Here is a 25,723-nt window from a genome sequence, read left to right on the forward strand (position 1 = left end):
TGCGCAACGACACCGACCCGAACGGGGACGAGCTGCGCCTGGCGTCGGTCTCGGAGTCCGCCCCGGCGCAGATCACGCCGAACTACGACGCGGGGACGTTCACGTTCCTCTCGATGGAGCCGCGCTCCTACGACCTGACGTACCAGGTGACCGACGGCCCGAACGCGACCACGGGCCTGGTGCGGGTGGACGTCCTGCCGCCGTCCGAGGCCGAGGGCGCCCCGATCGTCGTCACCGACACGGCCCTGCTGCCCACCGGCGGCTCGACCCTGGTCGACGTGCTCGCCAACGACACCGACCCGGCGGGCGGCGTCCTGGTGGTCCAGTCGGTCTCGGTCCCGGCGGACGCAGGCGTCTCCGTGGCCGTCCTGGGGCACCAGATGCTCCGCGTCACGGAGCTGCGACGGCTCGACGGCCCCGTCAGCATCGCCTACACCGTGTCGAACGGCACGGAGTCGGCCGTGGGCGAGGTGCGGGTGGTGCCGGTGCCGGCGCCGACGCGGCTGCAGCCGCCGAACGCGGTCGCGGACGAGGTGACGGTGCACGCGGGGGACGTGGTGACGGTCCCGGTGCTGAAGAACGACACGCACCCGGACGGGTTGGAGCTGTTCCTGCAGCCCGAGCTGGAGCAGGACGTGGACCCGGCGCTGGGCGAGGCGTTCGTCTCGGAGGACACGCTGCGGTTCAAGGCGGGCTCGGAGGCGGGCACGGCGTACGCGATCTACCGGGTGCGGGACGTCAACGGGCAGGAGGACTCGGCCCAGGTCACGATCCGGATCCGCGACGGTGAGGACAACGCCCCGCCGCAGCCGCGCGAGATCGAGGCCCGGGTGCTGTCCGGGTCCAGCGTGCGCATCGCGGTCCCGCTGGACGGCATCGACCCCGACGGCGACTCCGTCCAGGTGACGGGGGTGGCGGCGCCGCCCGCGAAGGGCTCGGCGAGCGTCGTCGAGGGCTTCCTCGAGTACGCGGCCTCCAAGAACGCGACGGGCCTCGACACCTTCACGTACACGGTCCTGGACGCCCTCGGGGCGACGGCGACCGGAACCGTGCGGGTGGGGATCGCGCGGCCGGGCGAGAGCAACCAGTCGCCGGTCGCGGTGGACGACGAGGTGACGGTGCGTCCGGGGCGTACGGTCTCGGTCGCGGCGCTGGCCAACGACACCGACCCCGACGGCGACCAGGTCGGCCTGGTCCCGGGCGGGATCGAGGACACCCACGACCTGGACGCCGAGGTCGTGGCCGACCGCATCGTGCTGACCTCGCCCGACCAGGACGGCTCGTACTCGTTCTACTACCAGATCCAGGACACCTACGGCGCCCGCGCGACCGGCGCGGTCACCGTGAACGTCTCGGCGAACGCGCCCCTGCTGCCCCCGGTGGCGCGCGACGACACCGTGCCCGTGGAGGACATCCTGGGCAAGACCGAGGTCACCGTCCCCGTCCTGGACAACGACGAGGACCCCGACGGCGCCGCGAGCGAGCTCACCGTCACCACCGACGCGAGCACCGCGAGCGTCACCCCCGACGGCGAGCTCACCGTCACCCTCACCGAGGGCCGCCAGGTCATCACCTACACCGCGACCGACATCGACGGCCTGACCGCCAAGGCCTTCGTCAAGGTCCCCGGCCTCACCGACCAGAAGCCCACGCTGCGGCCGGGCACGCAGCTCGAGGTGCTGGCGGGGGAGTCGCTCCCGATCGACCTCACCCAGCACGTGCTCGTCGTGGAGGGCCGCTCCCCGCGCCTGACCACCGAGGACAAGGTCAAGGTCACCGAGGGGGACCGGCAGGTCCCGTCCGTGACCGAGATCGTCTACACGCCCGACGCGGACTACACCGGCCCGGCGTCGGTGTCGTTCGAGGTGACGGACGGGTCGGGCCCGGACGACCCGGAGGGCCGGACGAACGTCCTGACGATCCCCGTCCAGGTGCTCCCGCCGGAGAACCTGCCGCCGGAGCTGTCGACCCCGACGCTCGACGTCGCAGCGGGCGAGGAGGCATCGATCGACCTCGCGCGCTTCGCGACCGACCCCGACGGCGACCCCCTGACGTTCCGGGCCACCGGCCAGGCGCAGGGCGTGACCGTGTCCGTCGAGGGCACCACGCTGCGCGCCCAGGCGACCCCGGACGTGCCCAAGGGCTCGGTCGTGCAGGTCCCGATCACCGTCACCGACGGCGAGCACCCCCCGGTCGAGGGCACCGCGACCCTGACCGTCGTGGCCTCGACCCGCCCCCTGGCGCGCGCCAACCCCGACACCGTCGACGACGCCCACCAGGGCAAGGCCACCACCGTGCCCGTCCTGGCCAACGACTCCAACCCCTTCCCCGACCGGCCGCTGACCCTCGTCGACGCCGTGGTGGAGACGGGGCAGGGCACCGCCTCCGTCGCGGGCGACCAGGTCTCGGTCACCCCGCGCGACGACTTCGTCGGGGTCATGGTCGTCCGGTACCGGATCCAGGACGCGACGAAGGACCCCGACCGCGAGGTCGAGGGCCGCGTGCAGCTCAAGGTGCTGGGCAAGCCCGAGGCGCCCTCGACCCCGCAGGTCGTCGAGGTCCGCTCAAAGACCGTCGTGCTCACCTGGGACCCGCCGAACAACAACGGCGCCGACATCACCGGCTACACCGTGCGCTCCCAGAACGGCTACGAGAAGGCCTGCGGCACCACCACCTGCACCCTGGACGGGCTGACCAACAACGTCGAGTACACCTTCACCGTCTACGCGACCAACGCCGTCGGCGACGGACCCGCCTCCCCGGCCTCCGCCGTCGCGCGACCCGACGAGAAGCCCGACCCGCCCGCCGCACCCACCCTCGAGTTCGGCGACAAGTCCCTCACGGTCACCTGGACCAACAAGACCTACACCGACCGCTCGCCGATCGAGACGGTCAACCTCGAGATCTCGCCCGCGCCGCCGGGCGGCGCCGTGCAGAAGACGGCCCTGACCGGGACGTCGGTGACGTGGGACGGCCTGCAGAACGGCGTCGCGTACAAGGTGCGCGCCCAGGCCGTGAACCTCGCCCCCGACCCCTCGGACTGGGGCGACTACTCGGCGGCCGAGACGCCGGCGGGCAAGCCGGCGGCTCCCGCCAAGCCGGCGGTGCAGCGCACGTCGATCGGCGACACGTCGCAGATGCAGGTCTCGTGGGTCGCCCCGGACGGCAACGGCGCACCGATCACGCGGTACACGATCGAGGCGCTGCGGGGCGGGAGCGTCGTGCAGACCGCGACCGCCGCCGGCGGCGCGACGTCCGCGACGGTCGGCGTCCCGGCGGACACGACGGGCTACGCGTTCCGGGTGCGCGCGCACAACAAGGCGACGGACAAGCTCGGCGACGCCGAGTTCTCGCCGGCGTCGGACCCGGTGCGCGCGTTCGCGAAGCCGGGCGCGGTGTCGAACCTCAGCGCCGACGCGAACGGCACGGACGGTCAGATCCAGCTGTCGTTCGGCGCCGCGTCGGGCAACGGCGTGCTGGCCGACGAGATCTCCTACCAGTACGACGCAGGCGGCGGCTGGCAGACGCTCGGCGCGAACAAGGTCGTCGGCGGGCTGTCGAACGGCAAGCCGTACTCGATCAAGGTGCGCGCGGTCGCGGGTGTCGACGGCGCGCGCGAGCCGGGCGCTGCGGCGACGGCGAACGAGGAGTCGCCCTACGGGCCCATCCCGGCGCCGGTCGTGTCGATGAACGGCGGCGACCGCTCGATCACGTACAGCTGGTCGACCGCGGGCAACGGGCGCGGGTACTCCGTGCAGGTGCGCGGCGCGGTCCAGTCCACCCAGAAGGAAGGCTCCGGGAGCCTCTCGGTCGGCTACTCCGAGACGCGCGAGATCTGCGTCCGGGTCATCCCGACGGAGGGCGCCGCGAAGGAGACGTGCCGGTCGGCGACGTCCGACAAGAAGCCCGAGCCCGTCCTCACGGTGAGCAAGGGGAGCAACCACAAGCTCCCTGACGGCAACTGGCCGGGGTACTGCAGCCACTCGTCGTGCGCCGAGCTCTACCTCACCATCAAGGACGGCCCCGCCAACACCGCGTTCCGGGTGACGTGCTACGGCGGCGGGTCGCAGATCGGCTCCGGCAACTACAGCCGCGACGCCCAGGGCCGCGCCCTGCGGACCGACGGCAACGGGAACTACTCCGGCGGCCAGCAGTGCGTCTACGGCCAGCCGGGCGGCTCGGCGCGGATCGAGACGACCATCGGGAGCACGAACACCATGACGTGGTACTAGCGCGGACCGCGCCCCACCTCGGACAGCACAGCGAACGGAAGCGACGAATGACCACCATGACCCCCGAGCAGGCCACCTGGTTCGCTCAGACCTTCGACCGCCTCGTCGGCAACGTGGGCCAGGCCGTCCTGGGCAAGGCGCACGTGGTGCGCCTGACCCTGACGTGCATGCTCTCCGAGGGCCACATCCTCCTCGAGGACGCGCCCGGCACCGGCAAGACCTCGCTCGCGCGCGCCCTCGCCGCGAGCGTCCAGGGCACGAACAACCGCATCCAGTTCACCCCGGACCTCCTGCCGTCCGACGTCACGGGCGTGACGATCTACGACCAGAAGACGGGGAAGTTCGAGTTCCACCAGGGCCCGATCTTCGCGTCCATCGTCCTCGCGGACGAGATCAACCGCGCCTCGCCCAAGACGCAGTCCGCGCTCCTCGAGGTCATGGAGGAGGGCCGGGTCACGGTCGACGGCGTCGGCCACGACGTCGGCCGCCCGTTCATGGTCATCGCGACGCAGAACCCCATCGAGCAGGCCGGGACGTACCGCCTGCCCGAGGCGCAGCTCGACCGCTTCCTCATGAAGGCGTCGATCGGCTACCCGGACCACGCCTCGACGGTCGAGATCCTCTCGGGCGCGTCCGTCCGCGACCGGAGCAAGACGCTCCAGCCGCTCATCACGACGCAGGCCGTCACGGAGATGGCCGAGCTCGGCGCGCGCGTGCACGTCGACGGCGCGGTGCTCGAGTACGTCTCCCGGCTCGCCGAGGAGACGCGCAACGCGCCCGAGGTGCGCGTCGGCGTCTCCGTCCGTGGTGCGCTCGCCCTCGTGCGCTGCGCGAAGGTGTGGGCCGCCGCGCACGGGCGCAACTACGTCCTGCCGGACGACGTCAAGGAGCTGGCGCAGCCGACGTGGGCGCACCGCCTCGTGCTCGACCCCGAGGCCGAGTTCGCGGGCGCGACGAACGAGGCCGTGCTCGGCCGCCTGCTCGCCGACGTCGCGGCGCCGCAGGAGCGCCGCAGCGCCTGACGCGACCGGCGTCCCGCACGCCGGCCGCACGCCGTCCCGCCGCCGGCGGACCGACGGCCCGCACCGACCGAGAGCCCATGCCATGAACGCCACTTCCGGCCCGACGAGCGGGCGCCCCAGCGCCCGCTCCGGCCGCACCGCCAGCGGCGGCCGCCCGGGCGCACCCCGCGCGGGGTCCGCCCTCGCCGGGCTGCTCCGCCCCCTGGCCGCACCCCTCGCGCGGGTCACCGCGCCGGTCGGGCGTGCGCTCGCGCCCGCCGCGCGGACGATCCGGCCCGTGACGTCCGCCGTCAGCCCGTTCGGCTGGGCGGCGCTCGTCGTCACGGTCGCGGCCTGGTGGGCGGGGCTCGCGCTGTCGTGGCTCGAGCTGCTCGTCGTGGCGGTCCTGCTCACGGTCGCGCTGCTCGCGGCCGTCGCGTTCGTCCTCGGGCGCTTCCGGTACGCCGTCGTGCTCGATCTCGCGCAGCAGCGCGTGACGGTGGGGGACCGCGCGGTGGGCCGGCTCGACGTCCGCAACGACTCCGCCCGACCGCTGCTCCCGTCGGTCATGGAGCTGCCCGTGGGGCAGGGCATGGCGACGTTCCCCGTGCCGCGCCTGCGCCCGCAGGGGAGCCACGAGGAGATCTTCACCGTGCCGACCCACCGGCGGTCGGTCATCTCCGTCGGCCCGGTGCGCTCCGTGCGGGCCGACCCGCTCGGGCTCCTGCGGCGCGAGGTCGTGTGGACCGAGCCCGAGGAGCTCTTCGTCCACCCGCGGGTCAAGAACCTGTCCGGCTCGTCGACCGGGTTCCTCAAGGACCTCGAGGGCCGCGTGACCACCGACATCTCGAACTCCGACGTGTCGTTCCACGCGCTGCGCGACTACGTGCCCGGCGACGACCGCCGCCACATCCACTGGAAGACGACGGCCCGCACGGGCCAGCTCATGGTGCGCCAGTTCGAGGAGACGCGGCGCTCGCACCTCGCGGTGCTGCTCTCGACGCGGGCCGAGGACTACGCGCACGACGACGAGTTCGAGCTCGCCGTGAGCGCGTGCGGGTCCCTCGGGCTCCAGGCGATCAAGGAGGACCGCGGCGTCACGGTCCTCGTCAACGACGGCAACCTGCGCGGCGACCACCGCACGCGCCTCCTCGACGACCTCGCGCGCGTGGAGACGCAGTCGCAGCGCACGTCGCTCGTCGACGTCGCGCGCGTCGCGGGCCTGACGATCACCGACGCGTCCGTCGTGGCGTTCATCGTCGGGAGCCGGGTCACCCCGACGGAGCTCCGTGCGGCGTCGGCGCGCCTGCCGCAGGACGTGCGCGTCATGGCGATCCAGTGCGTGCCCGGCGCGTCCCTCAGCCGGCACGCGATCGCGGAGCTCGTCGTCCTCACCATCGGCGAGCTCGGCGAGCTCCCCCTCGCCCTGCGGAGGCTGAACGACTGATGAGCGCTCCCAGCACCACGACGCGCGGCTCGCGCCGCGCCACGTCGGTCGGCACGCCGGCGCCCTCGTCCGGCACGTCGCAGCGGAACACGACCCGGCTGCGGGGCGCCGACACCCCGCGCGCCCTCACGGTGCTCGGCGCCGTCGACGCGCTCGCGCTCGTCCTCGTCCTCGGCGCCACGGTCGTCGGGTTCGGTCCCGTCTGGGGCTCCTCGGGCTACCTGCTCCCCGCGGCGGGGGGCGCCGTCGTCGGTCTCGCGGTCGCGTGGCTCGGCGCCTGGCGGCGCTGGGCGGCGTACACCGTGCTCCCGGTCGCGGTCCTCGCGTACCTCCTCCTGGGCGGCCTGCTCGCCCTGCCCGCCGACGCGATCGGCGGCGTGCTCCCGTCGCTCGCGACGATCGCCGACCTCGCGCGGGGGGCGGTGGCGGGCTGGAAGGAGTTCGTCACGACGGTCCCGCCGCTGCACTCGTTCCCGCACCTCGCCGTCGTCCCGTACCTGCTCATGCTCGTCACGGGTCTCCTCGCGGGCACGATCGCGTGGCGCGCGCGCCGTGCCGCGTGGGCGCTCGTGCCGGTGGCCGTCGCGTTCGTCGCGGTCATCCTGCTCGGGACCGTCATCGCGGCGTACCCGGTCGTGCAGGGCCTCGTCCTCGGCGGGGTCGGCCTGCTCTGGGCGGGGTGGCGCGTCACCGCCGCGCGCCTCGGCGCGCACCAGATCACCACGGAGGCGAGTCGCGCCGCGACGCGGCGCCTGTGGTGGCACCGCGTGCGCACGGGCGCCGCGATGCTCGTCGTCGGGGGCGTCGCGGCGGCGTTCGCGGCCCCCGCGCTCCTGCCCGACGACCCGCGCACCGTCCTGCGCGAGACGGTCGTCCCGCCGCTCGACCTGCACCAGTACGTCAGCCCGCTCACGGCGTTCCGCAAGTACGCGAAGGACATGCGCGAGGACGAGCTGTTCACCGTCCGGGGCCTGCCCCCGGGCGCGAAGGTCCGCCTCGCCGCGCTCGACACCTACAACGGCGTCGTCTACGACGTCTCGAGCGGGCTGCCCGGCTCGGGCGTCTACACGCGCGCGGGCCAGGAGATCGCGACGGTCGCGCCCGGCACGCCGACGCGCCTCGACGTCCAGGTCGGCGACTACACCGGGGTGTGGGTGCCGGACGTCGGCCAGCTCGCAGGCATCACCTACACCGGCGAGCGGGCGCGCGAGCTCGCCGACACGACGTACTACAACGGCACGACCGGCACGGCGCTGTCGACCGCCGGGCTGCGCCCGGGCGACACCTACACGCTCGACGCGCTCGTCACGGCCGAGCCCACCGAGGACGACCTCCGCGCCGGGGCGATCGACCAGTCGGTGCAGGTCCCCACGCCGCCGAAGGGCGTGCTGCCCGCGTCGCTCGCGGGCAAGGCCGCGCAGTTCGTGGGCGAGGAGACCGAGCCCGTCGACCAGCTCTACGCGCTGCGCGACGGCCTCGTCGCGAGCGGCATCTTCTCGAGCGGGCTGGACACGCAGCCGCCGTCGCGACCGGGCCACTCGGCGGAGCGCGTCGACACGCTGCTCGCCGACGAGGAGATGGTGGGCGACGACGAGCAGTTCGCCGTCGCGCTCGCCCTCATGGCCAACCAGGCCGGCATCCCGGCGCGCGTCGTCATGGGCTTCTACCCCGACCTGGACAAGAACCCGCTCGAGCCGGGCGAGCCGTACACGGCGACCGGGACCGACGTGCACGCGTGGGCCGAGGTGCCGTTCGTCGGGCACGGCTGGGTGCCGATCACGGCGATCCCGGACGAGGACAACAAGATCCAGCCCGAGCCGAAGAGCCTCCAGGTGCCCAAGCCCCCGATCCTCGAGGACCCGGAGCCGCCGGAGGAGCCGGCCGAGGCCGAGGCCGGGAAGATCGACGACGAGGAGAAGGAGAAGGCCGACAGCGACGGGTTCGACTGGGGGCAGGCCGTCCTCATCGGCGTCGCCGTGGTCGTGCCGCTCGCGCTGCTCGCGCTCCCCGTCGTGCTCGTGCTCGCGTACAAGGCGCGGCGCCGGGCGCGGCGCCGCACCGCGGAACGGCCCGTCGACCGCGTGAGCGGTGGCTGGCGCGAGGTGCTCGACGCCGCGACCGACCTCGGGACGCCCGTCCCCGCCGGCTCGACGCGCCGCGAGGGCGCGGGGGTGCTCGCGCAGGCGTACGGCGCGACGGCGACCATCCCGCTCGCGCACCGCGCCGACGCGACCGTGTTCGGCACCGGGGAGCCGACCGAGCAGGAGATCGAGGCGTTCTGGGCGGACGTCGACTCCGTCGTCGGAGGGCTACGCTCCTCCGTGAACCGTCGCGCGCGGGTGCGCGCCGCGCTCTCGCTGCGGTCCGTGCGCGCGGGCGCCGGTTCCGCGGGCCTGCGCCGGTGGCTGCCCGGCCGCCGCGCCGGTGCGCGGGGTGGAGCCGTGCCCCCGGCGGCAGGGTCGTCGTCGGGGCCGTCGAGTCGACAGGGAGACGAGTCATGAGCGACGTGACGTGCCCCGCCTGCGGGTCCGCGCAGTCCCCGGGGGCCGCGTTCTGCGCGGTGTGCGGTCAGCCGTTCCCGCGGACGGGCCGGCCCGTCGCCGCGCCGTCGGCCGGGCCGGTCGGCGGCGTCCAGGCCGTCGCGGGCCGCGGTGGGCCGGACCTGCCGTACGCCGCCGTCGCGCACTCGGCGCCGGACACGACGACCGAGCCCGAGGTCTACGCGGCGACGCAGAAGGCCTTCGTCCCGGTCTCGGCCGGGGCGTCGCCGTCGTCCCTCGCCGCCGCGCCCTTCGCCGGGACCGGCCGCCGGTTCCTCGCGTACCTCGTCGACGCGGCCGTGCCGGCCGTCGTCGCGCTCGTCGTCCTCGTGGCGGGTCTCGCGGTCGTGGGTGCGCCGCTCGGCAGCGTGCAGACGGTGACCCAGGACGAGGCCGCCGCGCTGCTCGGCAAGATCCTCGTGGTCTACGTCGTGGCCGCGGTGCTCGCGCTCGCGTGGTGGGTCGGCGTCTGGTTCTGGGAGGGGTCGACGGGCAAGACGCTCGGCAACCTCGCGACCGGCATCCGCACGGTGGACGCGGGCACGCGCGGGCCGGTCGGGTTCGGGCGCGCGGCGCTGCGCTGGATCATCGTGGGCGTCGTGCCGCTGGGCGGGATCCTCGTCGTGCTGCTCAGCCCGCGCTTCGACTCCACCGGCCGGTCGCAGGGCTGGCACGACAAGGCGGGCCGGTCGCTCGTGCTCGACGTGCGCGGCGTCGCCCCCACGTCCTCGGGGTACGACGGCGTCGCCTCGCTCGTGGCGGGCGGCCCCGCCGGGGCGTACGGCGCCCCGGCCGCCCCCGGCGCGTACCCCGCCGCCCCGGGCGGCCACCCGGCGTCGTACCCGGCGCCCGACGCCGGGCGCCCGCCCGCACCGTCGGCCGCGACCCCCGCCGCGTCGTTCGCGCCGCCGCCGTCTCCCGCCTCGCCGGCCCGCCCGGGCGAGGCGTCCGGGGCACCGTCGGCCGCGCCCGTGCCGGACCCGTGGGCCTTCCCGTCCACGCCCGCGCCCACCGAGGGCGGTCTCATCACGGGCGTCCCCGGCGTCGGGAGCGGAGCGTCCGCCCCGCCGCCCGCCGCGCCCCCGCCGGCCGCGGTGCCGGCGCCCACGCCCGTGCCGACGCCCGCCCCGGCTGCTGCGCGGTCCGCCACCCCGGCGGCGGGCCCCGAGGCCGCCGAGCCCGAGTGGGACAGCACCCGGATGTCCGCGCGCGACGTGCGCGCGATGGACCCCGCGCCCGACGTGGCCGTCGTCCTCGAGCTCGAGTCGGGGGAGCGGCGCACCGTCGACCGCCCGACCCTCGTGGGCCGCAACCCCCAGGCGCCCGACGACGGCCCGTGGACCCTCGTCGCCCTCGACGACCCGACGCGCTCCGTCTCCAAGACGCACGCCGAGCTGCGCGTCGACCCGAGCGGCCTGTGGCTCACCGACCGCGGCTCGACGAACGGCACCGTCGTGTCGGTGCCCGGAGCCCCGCCCCGCGTCGCCGAGCCGGGGACGCGCGTGCGCGTCCCCGTCGGCGCGACCATCCACGTGGGCGACCGTCGCCTCGTCGTCCACCCGGGAGTCTCGTGACCACCGACCAGCCCGCCGAGGTGCACCTGGCCTGGGGCGCGGCGTCGCACCGCGGCGCCCGCCGCCTCCTCAACGAGGACCGCTTCCTCGCCGCGCGCTCCGTCTTCTTCGTCGCCGACGGCATGGGCGGGCACGAGGCGGGGGAGGTCGCGAGCGCGACGGCCGTCGAGGCCCTGCGCCCGCTCGCCGACCTCGAGGTCGTCACGCCCGAGGAGGTGCGGACCCGGATCGCGGTCGCGCAGGAGAACGTGCAGGCGATCGTCACCGAGCCGGGGCGCGGCGCCGGCACGACCGTCACGGGCGTCGTCGTCTCCGAGCAGGACGGCAACCCGTACTGGCTCGTCGTCAACGTCGGCGACTCGCGCACCTACCACCTGGCGGGCGGCCGCCTGGAGCAGGTGAGCGTCGACCACTCCGAGGTGCAGGAGATGGTCGACGCCGGTCTCCTCACCCCGACCGAGGCGCTCACGCACCCGCGGCGCCACGTCGTCACGCGCGCGCTCGGCTCGCGCAACGCCCCGCAGGCCGACTTCTGGTACCTGCCCATCGAGCGGCACGACCGCGTGCTCGTCTGCTCCGACGGCCTCACCGGCGAGCTGTCCGACGAGCGGATCGCCGAGGTCCTGCTCGCCACGCCGGACCCGCAGGGCGCCGCCGAGCGGCTGGTCCACGAGGCCATCGCGGCCGGTGGCCGGGATAACATCACAGTCGTCGTCGTCGACGCGACGGGCGTGTCCGACGACACGAGCGGCGGGAGCACGACGCCGCGGGACCAGGTGGCGGCGCCGGGTCCGGTCGTCGACGAGGACACGCTGCCCAGGGATGTTCGTCTGCAGATCGGGGGTCTGACGTGACGCTGCGCTACGTCACCGGAACGGCACGCACCGTGGTGCGCGGCGGCGCGGTCGTCGTGCTGCCCGCACCGGTGGAGCCCTCGCTCGTCGAGCAGGTGTGGGACCAGCTCGGCACCGACGCGGGCGTCGTCGAGGTCCTCCAGGTCCTCACGGGCGCGTTCGGCTCGAGCCTGCGCACGGTGCCGCCGTTCGTCGTCGCGGTCGTCACCGGCCGTCGCGTCCACGTGGCCGCGCGCGGCCGCCTCTCCGTCACGCTCGAGCTCGACGGCGGCGACCGCGTCCAGGTCGAGGGCGAGGGCGTCACCACCTGGTCGGAGCGGGTCCTCGACGACGTCGTCGAGCTGCTCGTCCGGGCCGACGCGGGCGTGGTGCCCGTCGAGCCCGCACCGCCCGGCGGGCCGCTCCTCGGGGACGTGCTCTCCGTGCCGCTCGAGTCGGGCGTGGTGCTCGCGTCCGCGGTCGCGTGGCCGCTCGTCGAGCGCCCCGAGCGCCCCGAGCTGCCCATCGCGGGCGGCGAGGACCTCGGCTCCGACCCCGGGCCGGACGACGACCGGCTCGTCACCCCGGAGGCGAGCGCCCGCGAGGACCAGGCCTCGCAGCCCGGTCCGGGTGCGAGCCACGCCGCCGCGGAGACCGCGACGCTCGCCGAGGCGCCCGCGGTGCCGTCGGCGACGACGGTCCTCGGCGGTCTCGGGGCGACGCTCCGGCTCCCGGAGGAGACGATCGCGCCGCAGCCCGACGCCGTCGAGCCGCCGCCCGTCGTGGAGCCGGCCGCGCCGGTCTCCGAGGCGCCCCCGGAGGAGGACGACGACTACGCCCACCTGTGGGGCTCCACCATCCTGCGGACCGTCGAGGACGCCGCGGTCCGCTCCGCGGAGGACGAGGAGACGGACGAGGCCGACGAGCCCGCGCCGTCGGCCACGGTGCCGCCCGCGCCGCCCGTCCCGGCCGTCCCCGTCCCGCCGACGGACGAGGCGCCCGTGCCCACCCCGCCGCCCGCACCGGACGGCCTCATCGCGGGCGTCCCGCGCGAGTGGACGGGCGCCACGCCCGCCGCCGCGCACCGGGCGGCGACCGTCACGCCCGACGACGAGCCCGCGCCCGTCGCCGGGCTCGACCACGACGGCCACACCGTGCTGTCGTCGGCGATCGCGGACCTGCGCGCGGCGGCCCAGGAGCCGGCGGTCGAGGACGCGCCCGTGCCGCCCCCGGTCCCGTCCTTCAGCCCGCCGCCCGCACCGGGGCAGCAACAGATCCTCGCGCGCACGTGCCCCGAGGGGCACGCGAACCCGCCGTCGCGCGACACGTGCGCCGTGTGCGACGCGCCGCTCGACGGCGACGCCGAGCTCGCCGTGCGCCCGCCGCTGGGCCGGGTCGTGGTCTCGACGGGCCAGACGCTCGATCTCGACCGGCCGGTCGTCGTGGGCCGTCGCCCGCGCTCGCCGCGCACGCAGGCCGCGGAGCTCCCGCGTCTCGTCACGGTGCCGAGCCCGCAGCAGGACATCTCGCGCTCGCACCTGGAGATCACGCTCGAGGGCTGGCACGTGCTCGTCAGCGACATGGCGACGACGAACGGGACCACGCTCCTGCGCGCCGGCCAGCCGCCGCGGCGCCTGCACCCGTCCGAGCCGGTCCTGGTCGTCGACGGCGACGTCGCCGACCTGGGCGACGGCGTGACCCTGCGGTTCGAGGGGATCCGGTGAGCAGCAAGCGCGCACCGTCCCCACCACCGGAGATCCGCGGCTTCGAGTACGTCTCGCTCATCGGCTCGGGCGGGTTCTCGGACGTCTTCCTGTACCAGCAGCAGCGCCCGCGCCGCCGCGTCGCGGTGAAGGTGCTGCTGCACGAGTGGTCGAGCCACTCGCAGCGCGCGGCGTTCGACGCCGAGGCCGACCTCATGGCGACGCTCTCGACCCACCCGTCGATCGTCACGATGTACGAGGCGGACATCGCGGACGACGGCCGCCCGTACCTCGCGATGGAGTACTGCTCGCGGCCCAACCTCGGCGCGCGCTACCGCACCGAGCGGCTCCCCGTCGCGGAGGCGCTGCGCACGGCCGTCCAGATCGCCGGTGCCGTCGAGACGGCGCACCGCGCCGGGATCCTGCACCGCGACATCAAGCCCGCGAACATCCTCGTCACCGAGTACGGGCACCCCGCGCTCACGGACTTCGGCATCTCGTCCACGGTCGACGACGCCGCGCGCGCCGAGGGCATGTCCATCCCGTGGTCCCCGCCGGAGTCGTTCGCGGAGCCCCCGCGCAGCGGCATCGCGACCGACGTCTGGGCGCTCGCCGCGACGACGTACACGCTGCTCGCCGGGCGCACGCCGTTCGAGGTGCCCGGCGGGTCGAACTCGAGCGCGAACCTCATCTCGCGCATCGAGGGCTCGCCCCTGCCGCCCACGGGCCGCACCGACGTCCCGGCCTCGCTCGAGCGCGTGCTCGCGACGGCGATGGCGAAGAACCCGGCGTCGCGCTACCCGACGGTCCTCGCGTTCGCGCGCGCCCTCCAGCAGGTCCAGAACGAGCTGTCGTACGCGGTGACGCCGATCGACCTGCTCGACGACTCGGGCCACGTCCAGGAGGAGGAGCCGGACGACGACGCCGGGACGCGCCTGCGCCAGGTCGTCTCGATCGACCCGTCCGGGACCGGGACGTCCGCGGGGCCCGTGGCACCCGGCCGCCCGACGCAGCCGACCACGCCGCTGCACACCGCCCCGCCCGGTGCGTGGCCCGGGCAGACCGTCGCCCCGGGCACCGCGCCCGGGCAGCCGGCGCCGTACCGCCCCCAGGTGCCGTACGCGCCCGCCGCGTGGGACCAGGGGCCCTCGGCGGGGACGTCCGGCACGGTGCCGACGACCGCCGTCGGGCAGGGCGGCGCGCCCGTCGCGGAGCTCACGGACCCCTCGCGGCTGTACCCCGGCCCGCGGCGTCCCGGTGGCTGGGGGACCCCGCCCGTCGAGGACACCGTGCACCGGACCGCCGGGCCGGACCAGGCGCCCGACGACGCGTCCCCGCAGGAGCAGCGCTCCGGCCGCGGCGCGCTCTGGGCGACGGTCGCGGGCGTCGTCGGCGTCGCGGTCGCCGTCGGGGGCTTCTTCCTCCTGCGGCCCGACGCGACGCCGGACGACACGGAGACCACCGCGGGCGGCGAGAGCTCGGCCTCGCCCGACGACGACTTCGTCCCGTCGGACAACCTCGGCGACCTCGTGCCCCCGGTGAACGACCTCGTCGGCACCTACGACCCGGCGCGCGAGGTCGCGACGTTCACGTGGGCCTACGACTCGGACAAGGCGCTCGAGGACGACTCCTTCTGGTGGCGCAAGATCGACCCGATCGAGGAGACGCCGTTCAAGGAGAACTTCGACAAGACGTCGGTCGAGCTCCGGGCCAAGCCCGGCGAGCAGGTCTGCATCGAGGTCATCGTCGACCGGGACGGCAAGGTCTCGGCCACGCCGCAGAGGATGTGCGTCACGGGGGAGGCGGCATGAGCGAGCTGGCGGTCGAGTTCTGCGGCGAGTGGTTCCGCCCGTCCACCGACGGCGACCCGTTCGACATCGGGCGCGACGGGGACCTCGCGATCGAGGACAACCCGTACCTGCACCGGCGCTTCCTGCGCATCGCGCACGAGGGCGGCATCTGGTGGCTCGCCAACGTCGGGTCGCTCATCTCCGCGACGGTGTGCGACTCGGGCGGCGGCGTCCAGTCGTGGCTCTCCCCGGGCAACCGCCTGCCGATCGTCTTCCCGACGACGTCGATCGTGTTCACCGCGGGGCCGACGACGTACGAGATCACCGCGCAGCTGCGCGGCGCGCCCTACCAGGAGATCCGCTCGGAGGACCCGGAGGCGGGCGGCGCGACGACGATCGGCATGATCACGTTCACGACGAGCCAGAAGCAGCTCATCGTGGCGCTCGCCGAGCCGATGCTGCGGCGCGACGGCACGGGCCTGTCGGAGATCCCGTCGTCCGCCGCGGCGGCGGCCCGGCTCGGCTGGGCGACGACGCGCTTCAACCGCAAGCTCGACAACGTGTGCGACAAGCTCGACCGGATCGGCGTCAAGGGCCTGCGCGGCGGGCCCGGCGCGCTCGCGACGAACCGCCGCGCGCGCCTCGTCGAGTACGCCGTGGCGTCGCGCCTCGTGACGGCGGCCGACCTGCCCCTGCTCGACCTGACCGACGACGGCTGAGCCGACCCGCTCCTGCGAGCGCGCGCCGCGCGTTCCGGTCGGTCGCGCCCGTCGACCGCTCGCCGTCCGCCGCTGACCACCCGGACCCGAACGAGGAACTCCCGTGCGAATCAAGCTCACGCTGCACCGCCCCGACGCCAGCACGACGAACGTCGCCGTCACGGCCGACGCGACGGCGTCGGTGCGCGACGTCGCCGAGGCGCTGTTCGCGGGCGACCCGACGCGCGCGGGCACCGCCGTGCCGGACCGGCTCACGCTGCAGGTCGGTACGTCGCCGTCGGGCAGCGGCCAGGGCCGCGTGCTGTCGCCGACGAGCGACCTCGTCGAGGCGGGCCTGCGGTCCGGCTCGACCGTCTCGATCGTGCGGGTGTCCGAGCAGTTCGACTCGCCGGGCCAGGACCGCGGGGCCGCCGTCGCCGTGCTGCGCGTGCTCGAGGGCCCGGACGCGGGGCGCGAGTTCTCGCTGCCCGTCGGCACGAGCTACCTCGGACGCGACCGCAACATGGACATCCGCCTGAGCGACCCGCAGGTGTCGAAGCGGCACGCGCGCATCACGGTCGGCGAGACGATCGAGATCACGGACACGAACTCCGCGAACGGCCTGGTCATGGGCGGTCAGCGCATGCTGCGCTCGACGCTCACGTCCGCGGACACGGTGACGATCGGCACGACCGTGGTCTCGGTCGTCGCGCTGCACCGCACGACGAGCCTCGCGCCGACGAGCCCGGTCGTGGAGTTCAACCGGTCCCCGCGCGTCGTGGCCCGCTTCGGCGAGCGCAAGCTGCGCGCGCCCAAGCCGCCGCAGCCGCCCGAGCCGCAGCGGTTCCCCTACCTCGCGATGGTCGCGCCGCTCCTCATGGGCGTGATCCTCTACTCCGTCACGCGCAACGTCCTGTCGATCGTCTTCATCGGGCTCAGCCCGATCCTCATGCTCGGCAACTACCTCGACCAGAAGGTGCAGGCGCGGCGCAAGCTCAAGGCGCAGCGCGAGCAGTTCGAGGCCGCCGTCGTCGCGATGCGCGACACGATCGACCGCACGCACGCGGTCGAGCGGGCGGTGCGGCTCTCCGAGGCGCCCTCGGTGGCCGACACGGTGGACGCGGTGCGGCGCCTCGGCGGTCTGCTGTGGACGCACCGCCCGGAGCACGACGCGTTCCTCTCCGTCCGGATCGGTCTCGGCTCCGCGCCCGCACGCACGCAGCTCGAGCAGCCGAACGAGAACAACACGCTGCCGGAGTACTGGAACGAGCTCGAGAAGCTGCACGCGCAGTGCGCCACGATCTCCGGCGTCCCGGTCGTCGCGCGGCTGCGGACCGACGGCGCGCTCGGGGTCGCGGGGGCGGGCGCCGCGGTCGACGCCGTCGCGCGCGGCGTGCTGGTCCAGCTCGCGGGCCTGCACTCGCCGTCGGAGCTCGTGCTCGCGGCCGTGACGTCGCAGCGCTCGCGCGCGGACTGGGAGTGGCTCGAGTGGCTCCCGCACACCGGGTCGGCCCACAGCCCGCTGGGCGGCGAGCACCTCGCCGACAACCCGGGGGCCGCGCAGTCGCTCCTGTCCCGGCTCGAGGACCTCGTCGAGCTGCGCGGCGCCGACCTCGGCACGCACGCCGAGCTGCGCGGACCGATCGACCCCGAGGAGGGGGAGGACACCCCCAAGCCGGTCCTGCCGACCGTCGTCGTGCTCGTCGAGGACGACGCCCCGGTCGACCGCTCGCGCCTCACGCGCCTCGTCGAGCGCGGCGCGGACGCCGGCGTGCACGTCGTGTGGGTCGCGCCGTCCGTCGAGCAGCTCCCGGCCGCGTGCCGCACGTTCGTGCTCGTGGACACCGTCGACACCGCCGACACCCCGGGCGGCTCCGCCGGCGCGACGAGCGGCGAGGTCCGCGTCGGGCGCCTGACCTTCCCCGTCGCGTGCGAGACGGTGGACCTCGCGACGGCGCACGAGGTCGCGCGCATCCTGGCCCCGGTGGTCGACGTCGGCGCGCCCGTCGACGACGACTCCGACCTCCCGCGCTCGGTCTCCTACCTCGCGCTCGCGGGCACGGCGCTCGCGGAGGACCCGAGCCGGCTCATCGACGCGTGGCGCGAGAACGGGTCGCTCACGCCGCGCGACGGCTCCCCGCCGGTGCGGCGCTCCGCCCCGACCAACCTGCGCGGCCTCGTCGGCCACTCCGGCACGGAGCCGCTCTACCTCGACCTGCGCACGCAGGGCCCGCACGCGCTCGTGGGCGGGACGACGGGCGCGGGCAAGTCCGAGTTCCTCCAGTCCTGGGTGCTCGGCATGGCCGCGGCGCACAGCCCGGACCGCGTGACGTTCCTCTTCGTCGACTACAAGGGCGGCGCCGCGTTCGCGGACTGCGTGAACCTGCCGCACACCGTCGGGCTCGTCACGGACCTCTCGCCCCACCTCGTGCGCCGCGCGCTCACGTCGCTGCGGGCCGAGCTGCGCTACCGCGAGCACCTGCTCAACCGGAAGAAGGCCAAGGACCTCGCGTCCCTCGAGCGCACGGGCGACCCGGACGCGCCGCCGAGCCTGCTCATCGTGGTCGACGAGTTCGCGGCCCTGGTCAACGAGGTCCCCGAGTTCGTGGACGGCGTCGTGGACGTCGCCCAGCGCGGCCGGTCCCTCGGGCTGCACCTCATCCTCGCCACGCAGCGTCCCGCGGGCGTCATCAAGGACAACCTGCGCGCCAACACGAACCTGCGCGTCGCGCTGCGCATGGCCGACGAGGACGACTCGACGGACATCCTCGGCATCCCCATGGCCGCGCACTTCGACCCGTCGATCCCGGGCCGCGGCGCCGTGAAGACCGGCCCCGGCCGGATCACCCCGTTCCAGACCGGCTACGCCGGCGGCTGGACGACGTCGCGCCCCGAGCGCCCCCGGATCGACGTCCAGGAGATGTCGTTCGGCACCGGCGTGCGCTGGGAGCTCCCGGAGCCCGAGGTCGAGGAGGTCACCGACCCGGGCCCCAACGACATCGCGCGCGTCGTCGCGACCATCTCGCGGGCCGCGACCGAGGCCGCCGTCCCGATGCCGCGCAAGCCGTGGCTCGCCGAGCTCGCGCCGACGTACGACCTCGCGCGCCTGCCGAACCCGCGCACGGACACGATGCTGCTGCTCGGCGTCGAGGACGACCCGAAGTCCCAGGCCCAGCCGACGGTGTTCTACGAGCCCGACCGCGACGGCAACATGGCGATCTACGGCACGGGCGGGTCGGGCAAGAGCGCGACGCTGCGGACGATCGCGGTCTCGGCCGCCATCACCGCGCGCGGCGGCCCCGTCCAGGTGTACGCGATCGACGCGGGCGCGAGCGGCCTGCGGATGCTCGAGGACCTGCCGCACGTCGGCGCCGTCATCTCGGGCGACGACGAGGAGCGCGTCCAGCGCCTGCTGCGCACCCTGCGCGACCTCGTGGACGAGCGGTCCGCCCGCTACGCCGCCGTCCGCGCGGGCAGCCTCGACGAGTACCGCCGGCTCGCGGGCGCGCCCGACGAGCCGCGCATCCTGCTGCTGGTCGACAGCATCGGCGCGTTCCGCGAGTCATACGAGTTCCGGCCCGCGCACGCGTTCCCCGTGTGGGGCGCGTTCACGGCCGTCGCGACCGACGGGCGCCAGGTCGGCGTCCACGTCGTCGTCGCGGGCGACCGCGCGGCGTCGGTCCCGACGTCGCTCGGCTCGACGATCCAGAAGCGGCTCGTGCTGCGCCTCGCGAGCGAGGACGACTACCTGACGCTCGGCGTCCCGAAGGACGTGCTGTCGCTGACGTCCCCGCCCGGGCGCGGCGTCCTCGACGAGAACGAGGTCCAGGTCGCGGTGCTCGGCGGAGACCCGAACGTCGCGCTCCAGGCGCGCGAGCTCGGCAAGCTCCGCGACGCGATGACGCGGCTCGGCATCGCGCAGGCGCCGGGCGTCGAGCGGCTGCCGGACGGCTTCGCGCTCGAGGCGCTGCCGGAGGTCACGGGCGGGCGCCCGACGATCGGCCTCGACGACCTCGACATCGCGCCCGTGGGGCTCCCCGCGCGCGGTACGTTCATGCTCTCCGGCCCTCCCGGGGGCGGCCGCACGACGGCGCTCGTCACCATCGCGCAGGCCGTGCGCCGGGCGCGCGCGGGCCGGGTCGTGTACCTCTCGCCGCGCCGCACGAGCATCTCGGCGCTCGACGCGTGGGACACCGTCGCGACGTCGCCCGAGGAGGTCGTGACGCTCCTCGAGACGCTCACCCAGGCGATCGAGGGCGGGTCGCTGCGTCCTGGCACGCTCACGGTGCTGGTCGAGTCGGTGACCGAGTTCACCGGCACCCCGGCCGAGCAGCCGCTCGTCGCGTTCGTGCGGGCCGCCACGCGAGCCGAGCAGCTCGTCGTGGGCGAGGCGGAGTCCTCGACGTGGGGCCAGGCGTGGGCGATCGCGCAGCCGTTCAAGGCGGGCCGCACCGGTCTGCTCCTGACGCCCGGCGACCTCGACGGCGACACGCTGCTCGGGACGGGGCTCGGCCGCATCCGCCGCGCGGACTTCCCGCCGGGACGCGGTTTCCTCGTGGTCTCGGGCAGGGCGCGCAAGCTGCACGTCGCGCTCCCGCGGTAGCGACGTGACGACCACGGGCACCTCATGGGGACACCTCCCCATCGACGGCGCTCGTGGGCCGATGGTTGAGTACTGCCATCGACAACGGGACGACGTCCACGCAGGGTGGGGGTCGAGACACAGAAGGAGAACACCATGGCTGGTGGCATGTGGGGCGCGAACGTCGAGGAGCTCCGTGGGCTCGGTCAGACGCTGCAGCAGAAGGCGGACGAGATCCGGACGACGATGCAGAACCTGAACTCCCAGATCCAGAGCGTGCCGTGGGAGGGCCCCGACGCCCAGCAGTTCAAGGGCAGCGACTGGCCGGCCGCGCAGACGCAGCTGAACAACGTCGCGCAGACGCTGACGGACGCGGGCCAGAAGGCCACGCAGAACGCGCAGCAGCAGGAGCAGGCTTCGAACAGCTGATCCGGCTGAGCTCCGCCGAGGGCGCGGGACCCCGAGAGGGTCCCGCGCCCTCGGCGTACACGCGTCCGGCGTCGGGTGCGAGACTGCTGACGCGCCCCGTGGCGCCCGCCCCCGACGAGAGGACCTGACGCATGACCGAGCTGCGCTACCCGAGCGACGACTTCCCCGCGCCCGTAGGGGTGCGCGTGGTCGCGCCGGAGAGGTGGGTCCCGCTCCCGCACGTGGGCCTGCCGCTCGCGCTCGGCCGCGAGGTCGACCCGGGGGAGTTCAACCCGAACGTCATCGTCACGGTGTCGCGGATCCGGGCGGAGCAGACGCTCGACGACGCGCACGCCGAGGTGCTCCGCAAGCTCCGGCCGATGCCGCGCCTGCGCGAGCTCGACGGCGGCGAGGTGGACGTCGACGGCCTGCCGGGGCGCTGGTTGGAGGCGTCGTTCAAGGGGGGCGGGGGCATTGTCCTCGTGCAGGCGGTGCGCACGGTCGTGGTCCCGCGCGGCCCCGTGGCCGACCTCGTGCAGACGACCGGGACGTGCACGCTGACCCAGCACCCGTGGGCCGCGGCGGAGATCCGCGCGGTCCAGGAGAGCCTCCGCGTCGACCGCTGACCCCCGGCGTTACATTCGCCCGGACCGCAAGACGGGGTATCCAGCAGGCGAGACCGGTGTCAGGCTGGTCACGGAGGAGAGGGCCCGAGTGAGGCAACCCTCACCCCAGTCGTACAATCGAGAGGTCTCCTGCGGCCGGTACCCACCGGTCGACGCGGAACGGCCCGTCGGCCGCGCGGGAGAGACCCCCGTCCTCGACCGGAAGGCGCCCTGTCCTGTGAGCAGCATCCGTCCACTGCGCGTCGCGATCGTCGGCGCTGGTCCCGCCGGGATCTACGCCGCGGACATCCTGTCCAAGACCGACCTCGACGTGAGCATCGACCTGTTCGAGCGCCTGCCCGCGCCGTTCGGCCTCGTGCGCTACGGCGTCGCGCCGGACCACCCGCGCATCAAGCAGATCATCGTCGCGCTCCACAAGGTGCTGAGCCGCGGCGACATCCGCCTGCTCGCGAACGTGGACTACGGCGTCGACCTCAAGCTGGACGACCTGCGCCAGTACTACGACGCGGTGATCTTCTCGACCGGCTCGATCCGCGACGCGGCGCTCCCGATCGAGGGCATCGACCTCCCGGGCTCCTACGGCGCGGCGGACTTCGTGTCCTGGTACGACGGCCACCCCGACGTCCCGCGCACGTGGCCGCTCGAGGCCGAGCAGGTCGCGGTCCTCGGTGCTGGTAACGTCGCGCTCGACGTCGCCCGCGTGCTCGCGAAGCACGCGGACGACCTGCTGCCGACCGAGGTCCCGCAGAACGTCTACGAGGCGCTCAAGGCGTCGCCGGTCACCGACGTGCACGTCTTCGCCCGCCGCGGCCCGGCGCAGGCCAAGTTCTCGCCGCTCGAGCTGCGCGAGCTGGGCCACGTCCCGGACGTCGACGTCATCGTCTACCCCGAGGACTTCGAGTTCGACGAGGGCTCGATGGCCGCCATCAGCTCCTCGAACCAGACGAAGCAGGTCGTCAAGACCCTCACCGACTGGACGCTCAAGGACCCGAGCGAGAACACGGCGTCGCGCCGTCTGCACCTGCACTTCCTCCACGCGCCGTCGGCCGTCCTCGGCGACGGCAAGGTCGAGGCGCTGCGGACCGAGCGCACGCGCCTCAACGGCGACGGCACGGTCTCCGGGACCGGCGAGTTCCACGAGTGGCCCGTCCAGGCCGTGTACCGCGCGGTCGGCTACTTCGGCTCGCCGCTCCCGGAGATCCCCTTCGACGAGCTCAAGGGCGTCATCCCCAACCGCGAGGGCCGCGTCGTCGACATCGACGGCGAGCACCTCCCCGGCGTCTACGCGACGGGATGGATCAAGCGCGGCCCCGTGGGCCTCATCGGGCACACGAAGTCCGACGCGTCCGAGACCGTCCGGCACCTCGTCGAGGACGTCACGGGCGCGGGTGACGGCGGCGACGTCGCGGCGGCCGACCTCACGGCGGGCCGCGTCGCGCCGCTCGGCGAGCCCGAGGCCGTCCTGGACTTCCTGCGCGAGCGCGGCGTCGACCCGATCGAGTGGTCGGGCTGGGAGCTCCTGGACGCCTACGAGCGCTCGCTCGGCGAGCCGCACGGGCGCGAGCGCATCAAGGTCGTGCCGCGCGAGGACATGATCCGTGTCGCGCGCGGACAGTCGCAGGCCGGCTGACCCGGCCCCGGCCGCACGCCCGACGGCGCCCCACCCGCACCCGGGTGGGGCGCCGTCGTCGTCCCTGGGCCCTCCAGGGGTCGCCGTCGCCCCGGTGTCCGACGCCGTCGCCCCGCCCGGGAACGGGACGGTCGCCTCGGGCGTTCATCCAGGTGGGCGTCGGCAGGGTCGGCGCCCGTCGGGCGCCCGGCACACCGCGCGGGCGGGCCCGGGGCGCGGAAGGGAGCACAGCGTGGGGCGTCAGCACTTCAACGGTCTCAAGACGGCAGGCCTGTTCGGCGTCATGTGGGCCATCGTCCTGGGCCTGTGGGCCCTGTTCGGCGCGCGCGCGAACCTGCTGTGGGTGTTCGTCGGCATCGGCCTCGTCACGACGTTCTACGGCTACTGGAACTCCGACAAGATCGCCATCCGCGCGATGCACGCGCGCCCGGTGAGCGAGCTCGAGCAGCCCGCCATGTACCGCATCGTGCGCGAGCTCTCGACCGAGGCGCGCCAGCCGATGCCGCGCCTGTACGTCTCGCCCACCCAGGCGCCCAACGCGTTCGCGACGGGTCGCAACCCGAAGAACGCGGCCGTGTGCTGCACCGAGGGCATCCTGCGCCTCCTCGACGAGCGCGAGCTGCGCGGTGTCCTCGGGCACGAGCTCATGCACGTGTACAACCGCGACATCCTCACGTCGTCGGTCGCGGGCGCTCTCGCCGGGGTCATCACGTCGCTCGCGCAGTTCCTGCTGATCTTCGGCGGCGACCGCGACCGCGGCGGCAACCCGCTCGCGGCGATCGCCATGGTGGTCCTGGCGCCGATCGCGGCGATGCTCGTGCAGCTCGCGATCTCGCGCACGCGCGAGTACGACGCGGACGAGGACGGCGCGAAGCTCACCGGCGACCCCCTCGCGCTCGCGTCCGCGCTGCGCAAGCTCGACGCCGGGACGCAGCGCGCCCCGCTGCCCCAGAACCGCGACCTCGTCGACGTCTCGCACCTCATGATCGCCAACCCGTTCCGCGGCGCGGGCGTCGGCAAGATGTTCGCGACCCACCCGCCGATGGCGGAGCGCATCAAGCGCCTCGAGGCGATGGCCGGCCACGGCCCGGGCTACGGCGGCATCACCTACCACTGACCGGCGCGCACCGGAGTGCGGGGCCTGGAGCCCGGTGGCCGTGCTCAGCGGGCCGTCGACGTCCTCCTCGGCGCGCGGCGCAGGGCCTCGACGGCGTCGAGCAGGACGCGCGCGACGCCGTCGTCGTCGTTCGAGCCCGTGCGGTCGGTCGCCGCCGCGAGCACGTCGGGGTGCGCGTTCGCGACGGCGAACGAGCGCCCCGCCCAGCGCAGCATGGGCAGGTCGTTGGGCATGTCGCCGAACGCCCAGACGTCGCGCGGATCGACGCCCAGGCGCGCGCACCAGCGCGCGAGCGCGGCGTCCTTGGTGACCGTGGGGGCGAGCAGCTCGGCGAGCCCCGCCGCGCCGGAGTAGGCGAGGTGGGCGCGGTCCCCGACGGCGGCGCGCACGCGCGCGAAGAACGTCTCCTGCGCCGTCGTCTGCCCGTCCGCGACGACGACCGGCTGCGTCGCGGGGGAGTCCTCGACGGGCACGGCGGGGTCGCGCGCGAGGATCTTGCCGACCGGCTGCCGCGTCGCGCCGCCCGGCGCGGCGCCGGGGCCGAGCGTCGTCTCGACCACGGCGACGACGTCGGCGTCGTCGTCCGGCGTGGAGCGGAAGCCCGGGTCGAACGTGGGGCCGTCGACGCGCTCGAACGCGAGGGCGATACCCGGGACGGCGGTGCGCAGGTCCGCGACGAGCGCTGCCGCGTGGCCGTCCGCGAACCCGACCACGTCGAGCGGGCTCGCGGTCGCGAGGTCCCAGACGGCGGCCCCGCCGAGGCAGATGACGTGCCCGTGCCCGCCCACGACGTCGGCCAGCGCGCCGAGCCAGCGCGGCGGCCGGGCGGTGACGAACACCACCTCGACGCCCGCGTGCTCGGCCGCGCGCAGGGCCGAGCGGGTGCGCTCCGAGACGGTGCCGTCGGAACGCAGGAGCGTGCCGTCGAGGTCCGTCGCGACGACGCGCGGGAGCCCGCTCGACGACGCGGCGGGACGGCCCGGCGCGACCGGGCGCGGGCCGCCGCCGGGCAGGGTCATGGCGAGCTACCGGTAGTTGACGAACTGCAGCGCGACGTCGAGGTCGGCGCCCTTGAGCAGCGCGATGACGGTCTGGAGGTCGTCGCGCGACTTGCTCGTCACGCGCACCTCGTCGCCCGTGATCTGGGTCTTCACGGCCTTGGGGCCCTCGTCGCGGATGATCTTGGTGATCTTCTTCGCGTTCTCGCTCGACAGGCCCTCCTTGAGGGTCGCGACGAGGCGGTACTCCTTGCCCGACGCCTTGGGCGCCTTGTCGCCCGTGTCGAGGGACTTGAGCGAGATGCCGCGCTTGATGAGCTTGGTCTCGAACACGTCGAGGATCGCGAGCACGCGCTCGGCCGAGTTGGCGACCATGACGATCGTCTCGCCGCTCCAGGCGATGGAGGCGCCGACGTTGCGGAAGTCGTAGCGCTGCGAGACCTCCTTGGCGGCCTGGTTCAGCGCGTTGTCGACCTCCTGGCGGTCGACCTTGCTGACGATGTCGAACGACGAGTCGGCCATGGGTGGTCCTCTCTCGGGCCGG

At 74.7% G+C, this 25,723-nt stretch carries 16 protein-coding genes; 14 read left to right on the forward strand and 2 right to left on the reverse strand.

Annotation, left to right across the window (positions count from 1 at the left end; genetic code table 11):
• From ACI769_RS17715 to htpX, 14 genes are all read left to right on the forward strand, one after another.
• Positions 1-4,232, forward strand: a 4,232-nt coding sequence (locus tag ACI769_RS17715) for an Ig-like domain-containing protein (RefSeq protein WP_409142042.1), incomplete at its 5' end; no start/stop codon positions are given.
• A 47-nt stretch (positions 4,233-4,279) separates the two neighbouring features.
• Complete coding sequence (locus ACI769_RS17720; protein WP_043659321.1) at positions 4,280-5,254, forward strand: MoxR family ATPase; 975 nt, start codon at positions 4,280-4,282, stop codon at positions 5,252-5,254.
• Positions 5,255-5,336: 82 nt separating this feature from the next.
• Positions 5,337-6,680 carry a DUF58 domain-containing protein gene (locus tag ACI769_RS17725; protein ID WP_085388426.1) on the forward strand — a complete coding sequence of 448 codons (1,344 nt, stop codon included), beginning with the start codon at positions 5,337-5,339 and terminating at the stop codon, positions 6,678-6,680.
• A complete protein-coding gene (locus ACI769_RS17730; protein ID WP_409142043.1) occupies positions 6,680-9,181 on the forward strand; it encodes a transglutaminase-like domain-containing protein in 2,502 nt (833 codons plus the stop codon). Before ACI769_RS17725 ends, ACI769_RS17730 begins: the two co-directional genes overlap by 1 nt.
• Positions 9,178-10,794: an RDD family protein gene (locus tag ACI769_RS17735; RefSeq protein ID WP_085388424.1), complete on the forward strand. Its 1,617-nt coding sequence runs from the start codon at positions 9,178-9,180 to the stop codon at positions 10,792-10,794. Before ACI769_RS17730 ends, ACI769_RS17735 begins: the two co-directional genes overlap by 4 nt.
• Entirely contained in the window at positions 10,791-11,648 is an 858-nt protein-coding gene (locus tag ACI769_RS17740; RefSeq protein WP_043660484.1) for a PP2C family serine/threonine-protein phosphatase, read from the forward strand. Before ACI769_RS17735 ends, ACI769_RS17740 begins: the two co-directional genes overlap by 4 nt.
• Positions 11,645-13,351, forward strand: a complete 1,707-nt coding sequence (locus tag ACI769_RS17745) for an FHA domain-containing protein (RefSeq protein ID WP_085388423.1) — start codon at positions 11,645-11,647, stop codon at positions 13,349-13,351. The genes ACI769_RS17740 and ACI769_RS17745 overlap by 4 nt, the downstream gene beginning before the upstream one ends.
• Positions 13,348-15,141: a serine/threonine-protein kinase gene (locus tag ACI769_RS17750; protein ID WP_085388422.1), complete on the forward strand. Its 1,794-nt coding sequence runs from the start codon at positions 13,348-13,350 to the stop codon at positions 15,139-15,141. The genes ACI769_RS17745 and ACI769_RS17750 overlap by 4 nt, the downstream gene beginning before the upstream one ends.
• Positions 15,138-15,839: a hypothetical protein gene (locus ACI769_RS17755; RefSeq protein WP_043654136.1), complete on the forward strand. Its 702-nt coding sequence runs from the start codon at positions 15,138-15,140 to the stop codon at positions 15,837-15,839. Before ACI769_RS17750 ends, ACI769_RS17755 begins: the two co-directional genes overlap by 4 nt.
• Positions 15,840-15,942: 103 nt before the next feature.
• Positions 15,943-20,421, forward strand: a complete 4,479-nt coding sequence (locus tag ACI769_RS17760) for an FtsK/SpoIIIE domain-containing protein (protein WP_409142044.1) — start codon at positions 15,943-15,945, stop codon at positions 20,419-20,421.
• Positions 20,422-20,556: 135 nt separating this feature from the next.
• On the forward strand, positions 20,557-20,829 hold the full coding sequence (locus ACI769_RS17765; protein ID WP_021482523.1) for a WXG100 family type VII secretion target: 273 nt from the start codon (positions 20,557-20,559) through the stop codon (positions 20,827-20,829).
• 131 nt (positions 20,830-20,960) lie between these two features.
• The gene (locus ACI769_RS17770; RefSeq protein ID WP_085388420.1) at positions 20,961-21,434 is read left to right on the forward strand and encodes an LpqN/LpqT family lipoprotein; all 474 of its coding nucleotides are present in this window, start codon (positions 20,961-20,963) and stop codon (positions 21,432-21,434) included.
• Positions 21,435-21,651: 217 nt separating this feature from the next.
• The gene (locus tag ACI769_RS17775) at positions 21,652-23,064 is read left to right on the forward strand and encodes an FAD-dependent oxidoreductase (protein WP_085388419.1); all 1,413 of its coding nucleotides are present in this window, start codon (positions 21,652-21,654) and stop codon (positions 23,062-23,064) included.
• A gap of 232 nt (positions 23,065-23,296) precedes the next feature.
• Positions 23,297-24,181 carry a zinc metalloprotease HtpX gene (gene htpX / locus ACI769_RS17780; protein ID WP_021483666.1) on the forward strand — a complete coding sequence of 295 codons (885 nt, stop codon included), beginning with the start codon at positions 23,297-23,299 and terminating at the stop codon, positions 24,179-24,181.
• Positions 24,182-24,225: 44 nt separating this feature from the next.
• On the opposite strand, the gene ACI769_RS17785 is transcribed toward htpX, so the two are convergent.
• Both ACI769_RS17785 and ACI769_RS17790 read right to left on the reverse strand, forming a co-directional pair.
• Positions 24,226-25,200, reverse strand: a complete 975-nt coding sequence (locus ACI769_RS17785; protein WP_085388418.1) for an HAD family hydrolase — start codon at positions 25,198-25,200, stop codon at positions 24,226-24,228.
• 6 nt (positions 25,201-25,206) lie between these two features.
• The gene (locus ACI769_RS17790; protein ID WP_085388417.1) at positions 25,207-25,701 is read right to left on the reverse strand and encodes a YajQ family cyclic di-GMP-binding protein; all 495 of its coding nucleotides are present in this window, start codon (positions 25,699-25,701) and stop codon (positions 25,207-25,209) included.
• Positions 25,702-25,723: the final 22 nt, after the last annotated feature.

The organism is Cellulosimicrobium sp. RS, assembly GCF_046159675.1.
In the GTDB taxonomy this organism is placed as follows: Bacteria; Actinomycetota; Actinomycetes; order Actinomycetales; family Cellulomonadaceae; genus Cellulosimicrobium; species Cellulosimicrobium funkei.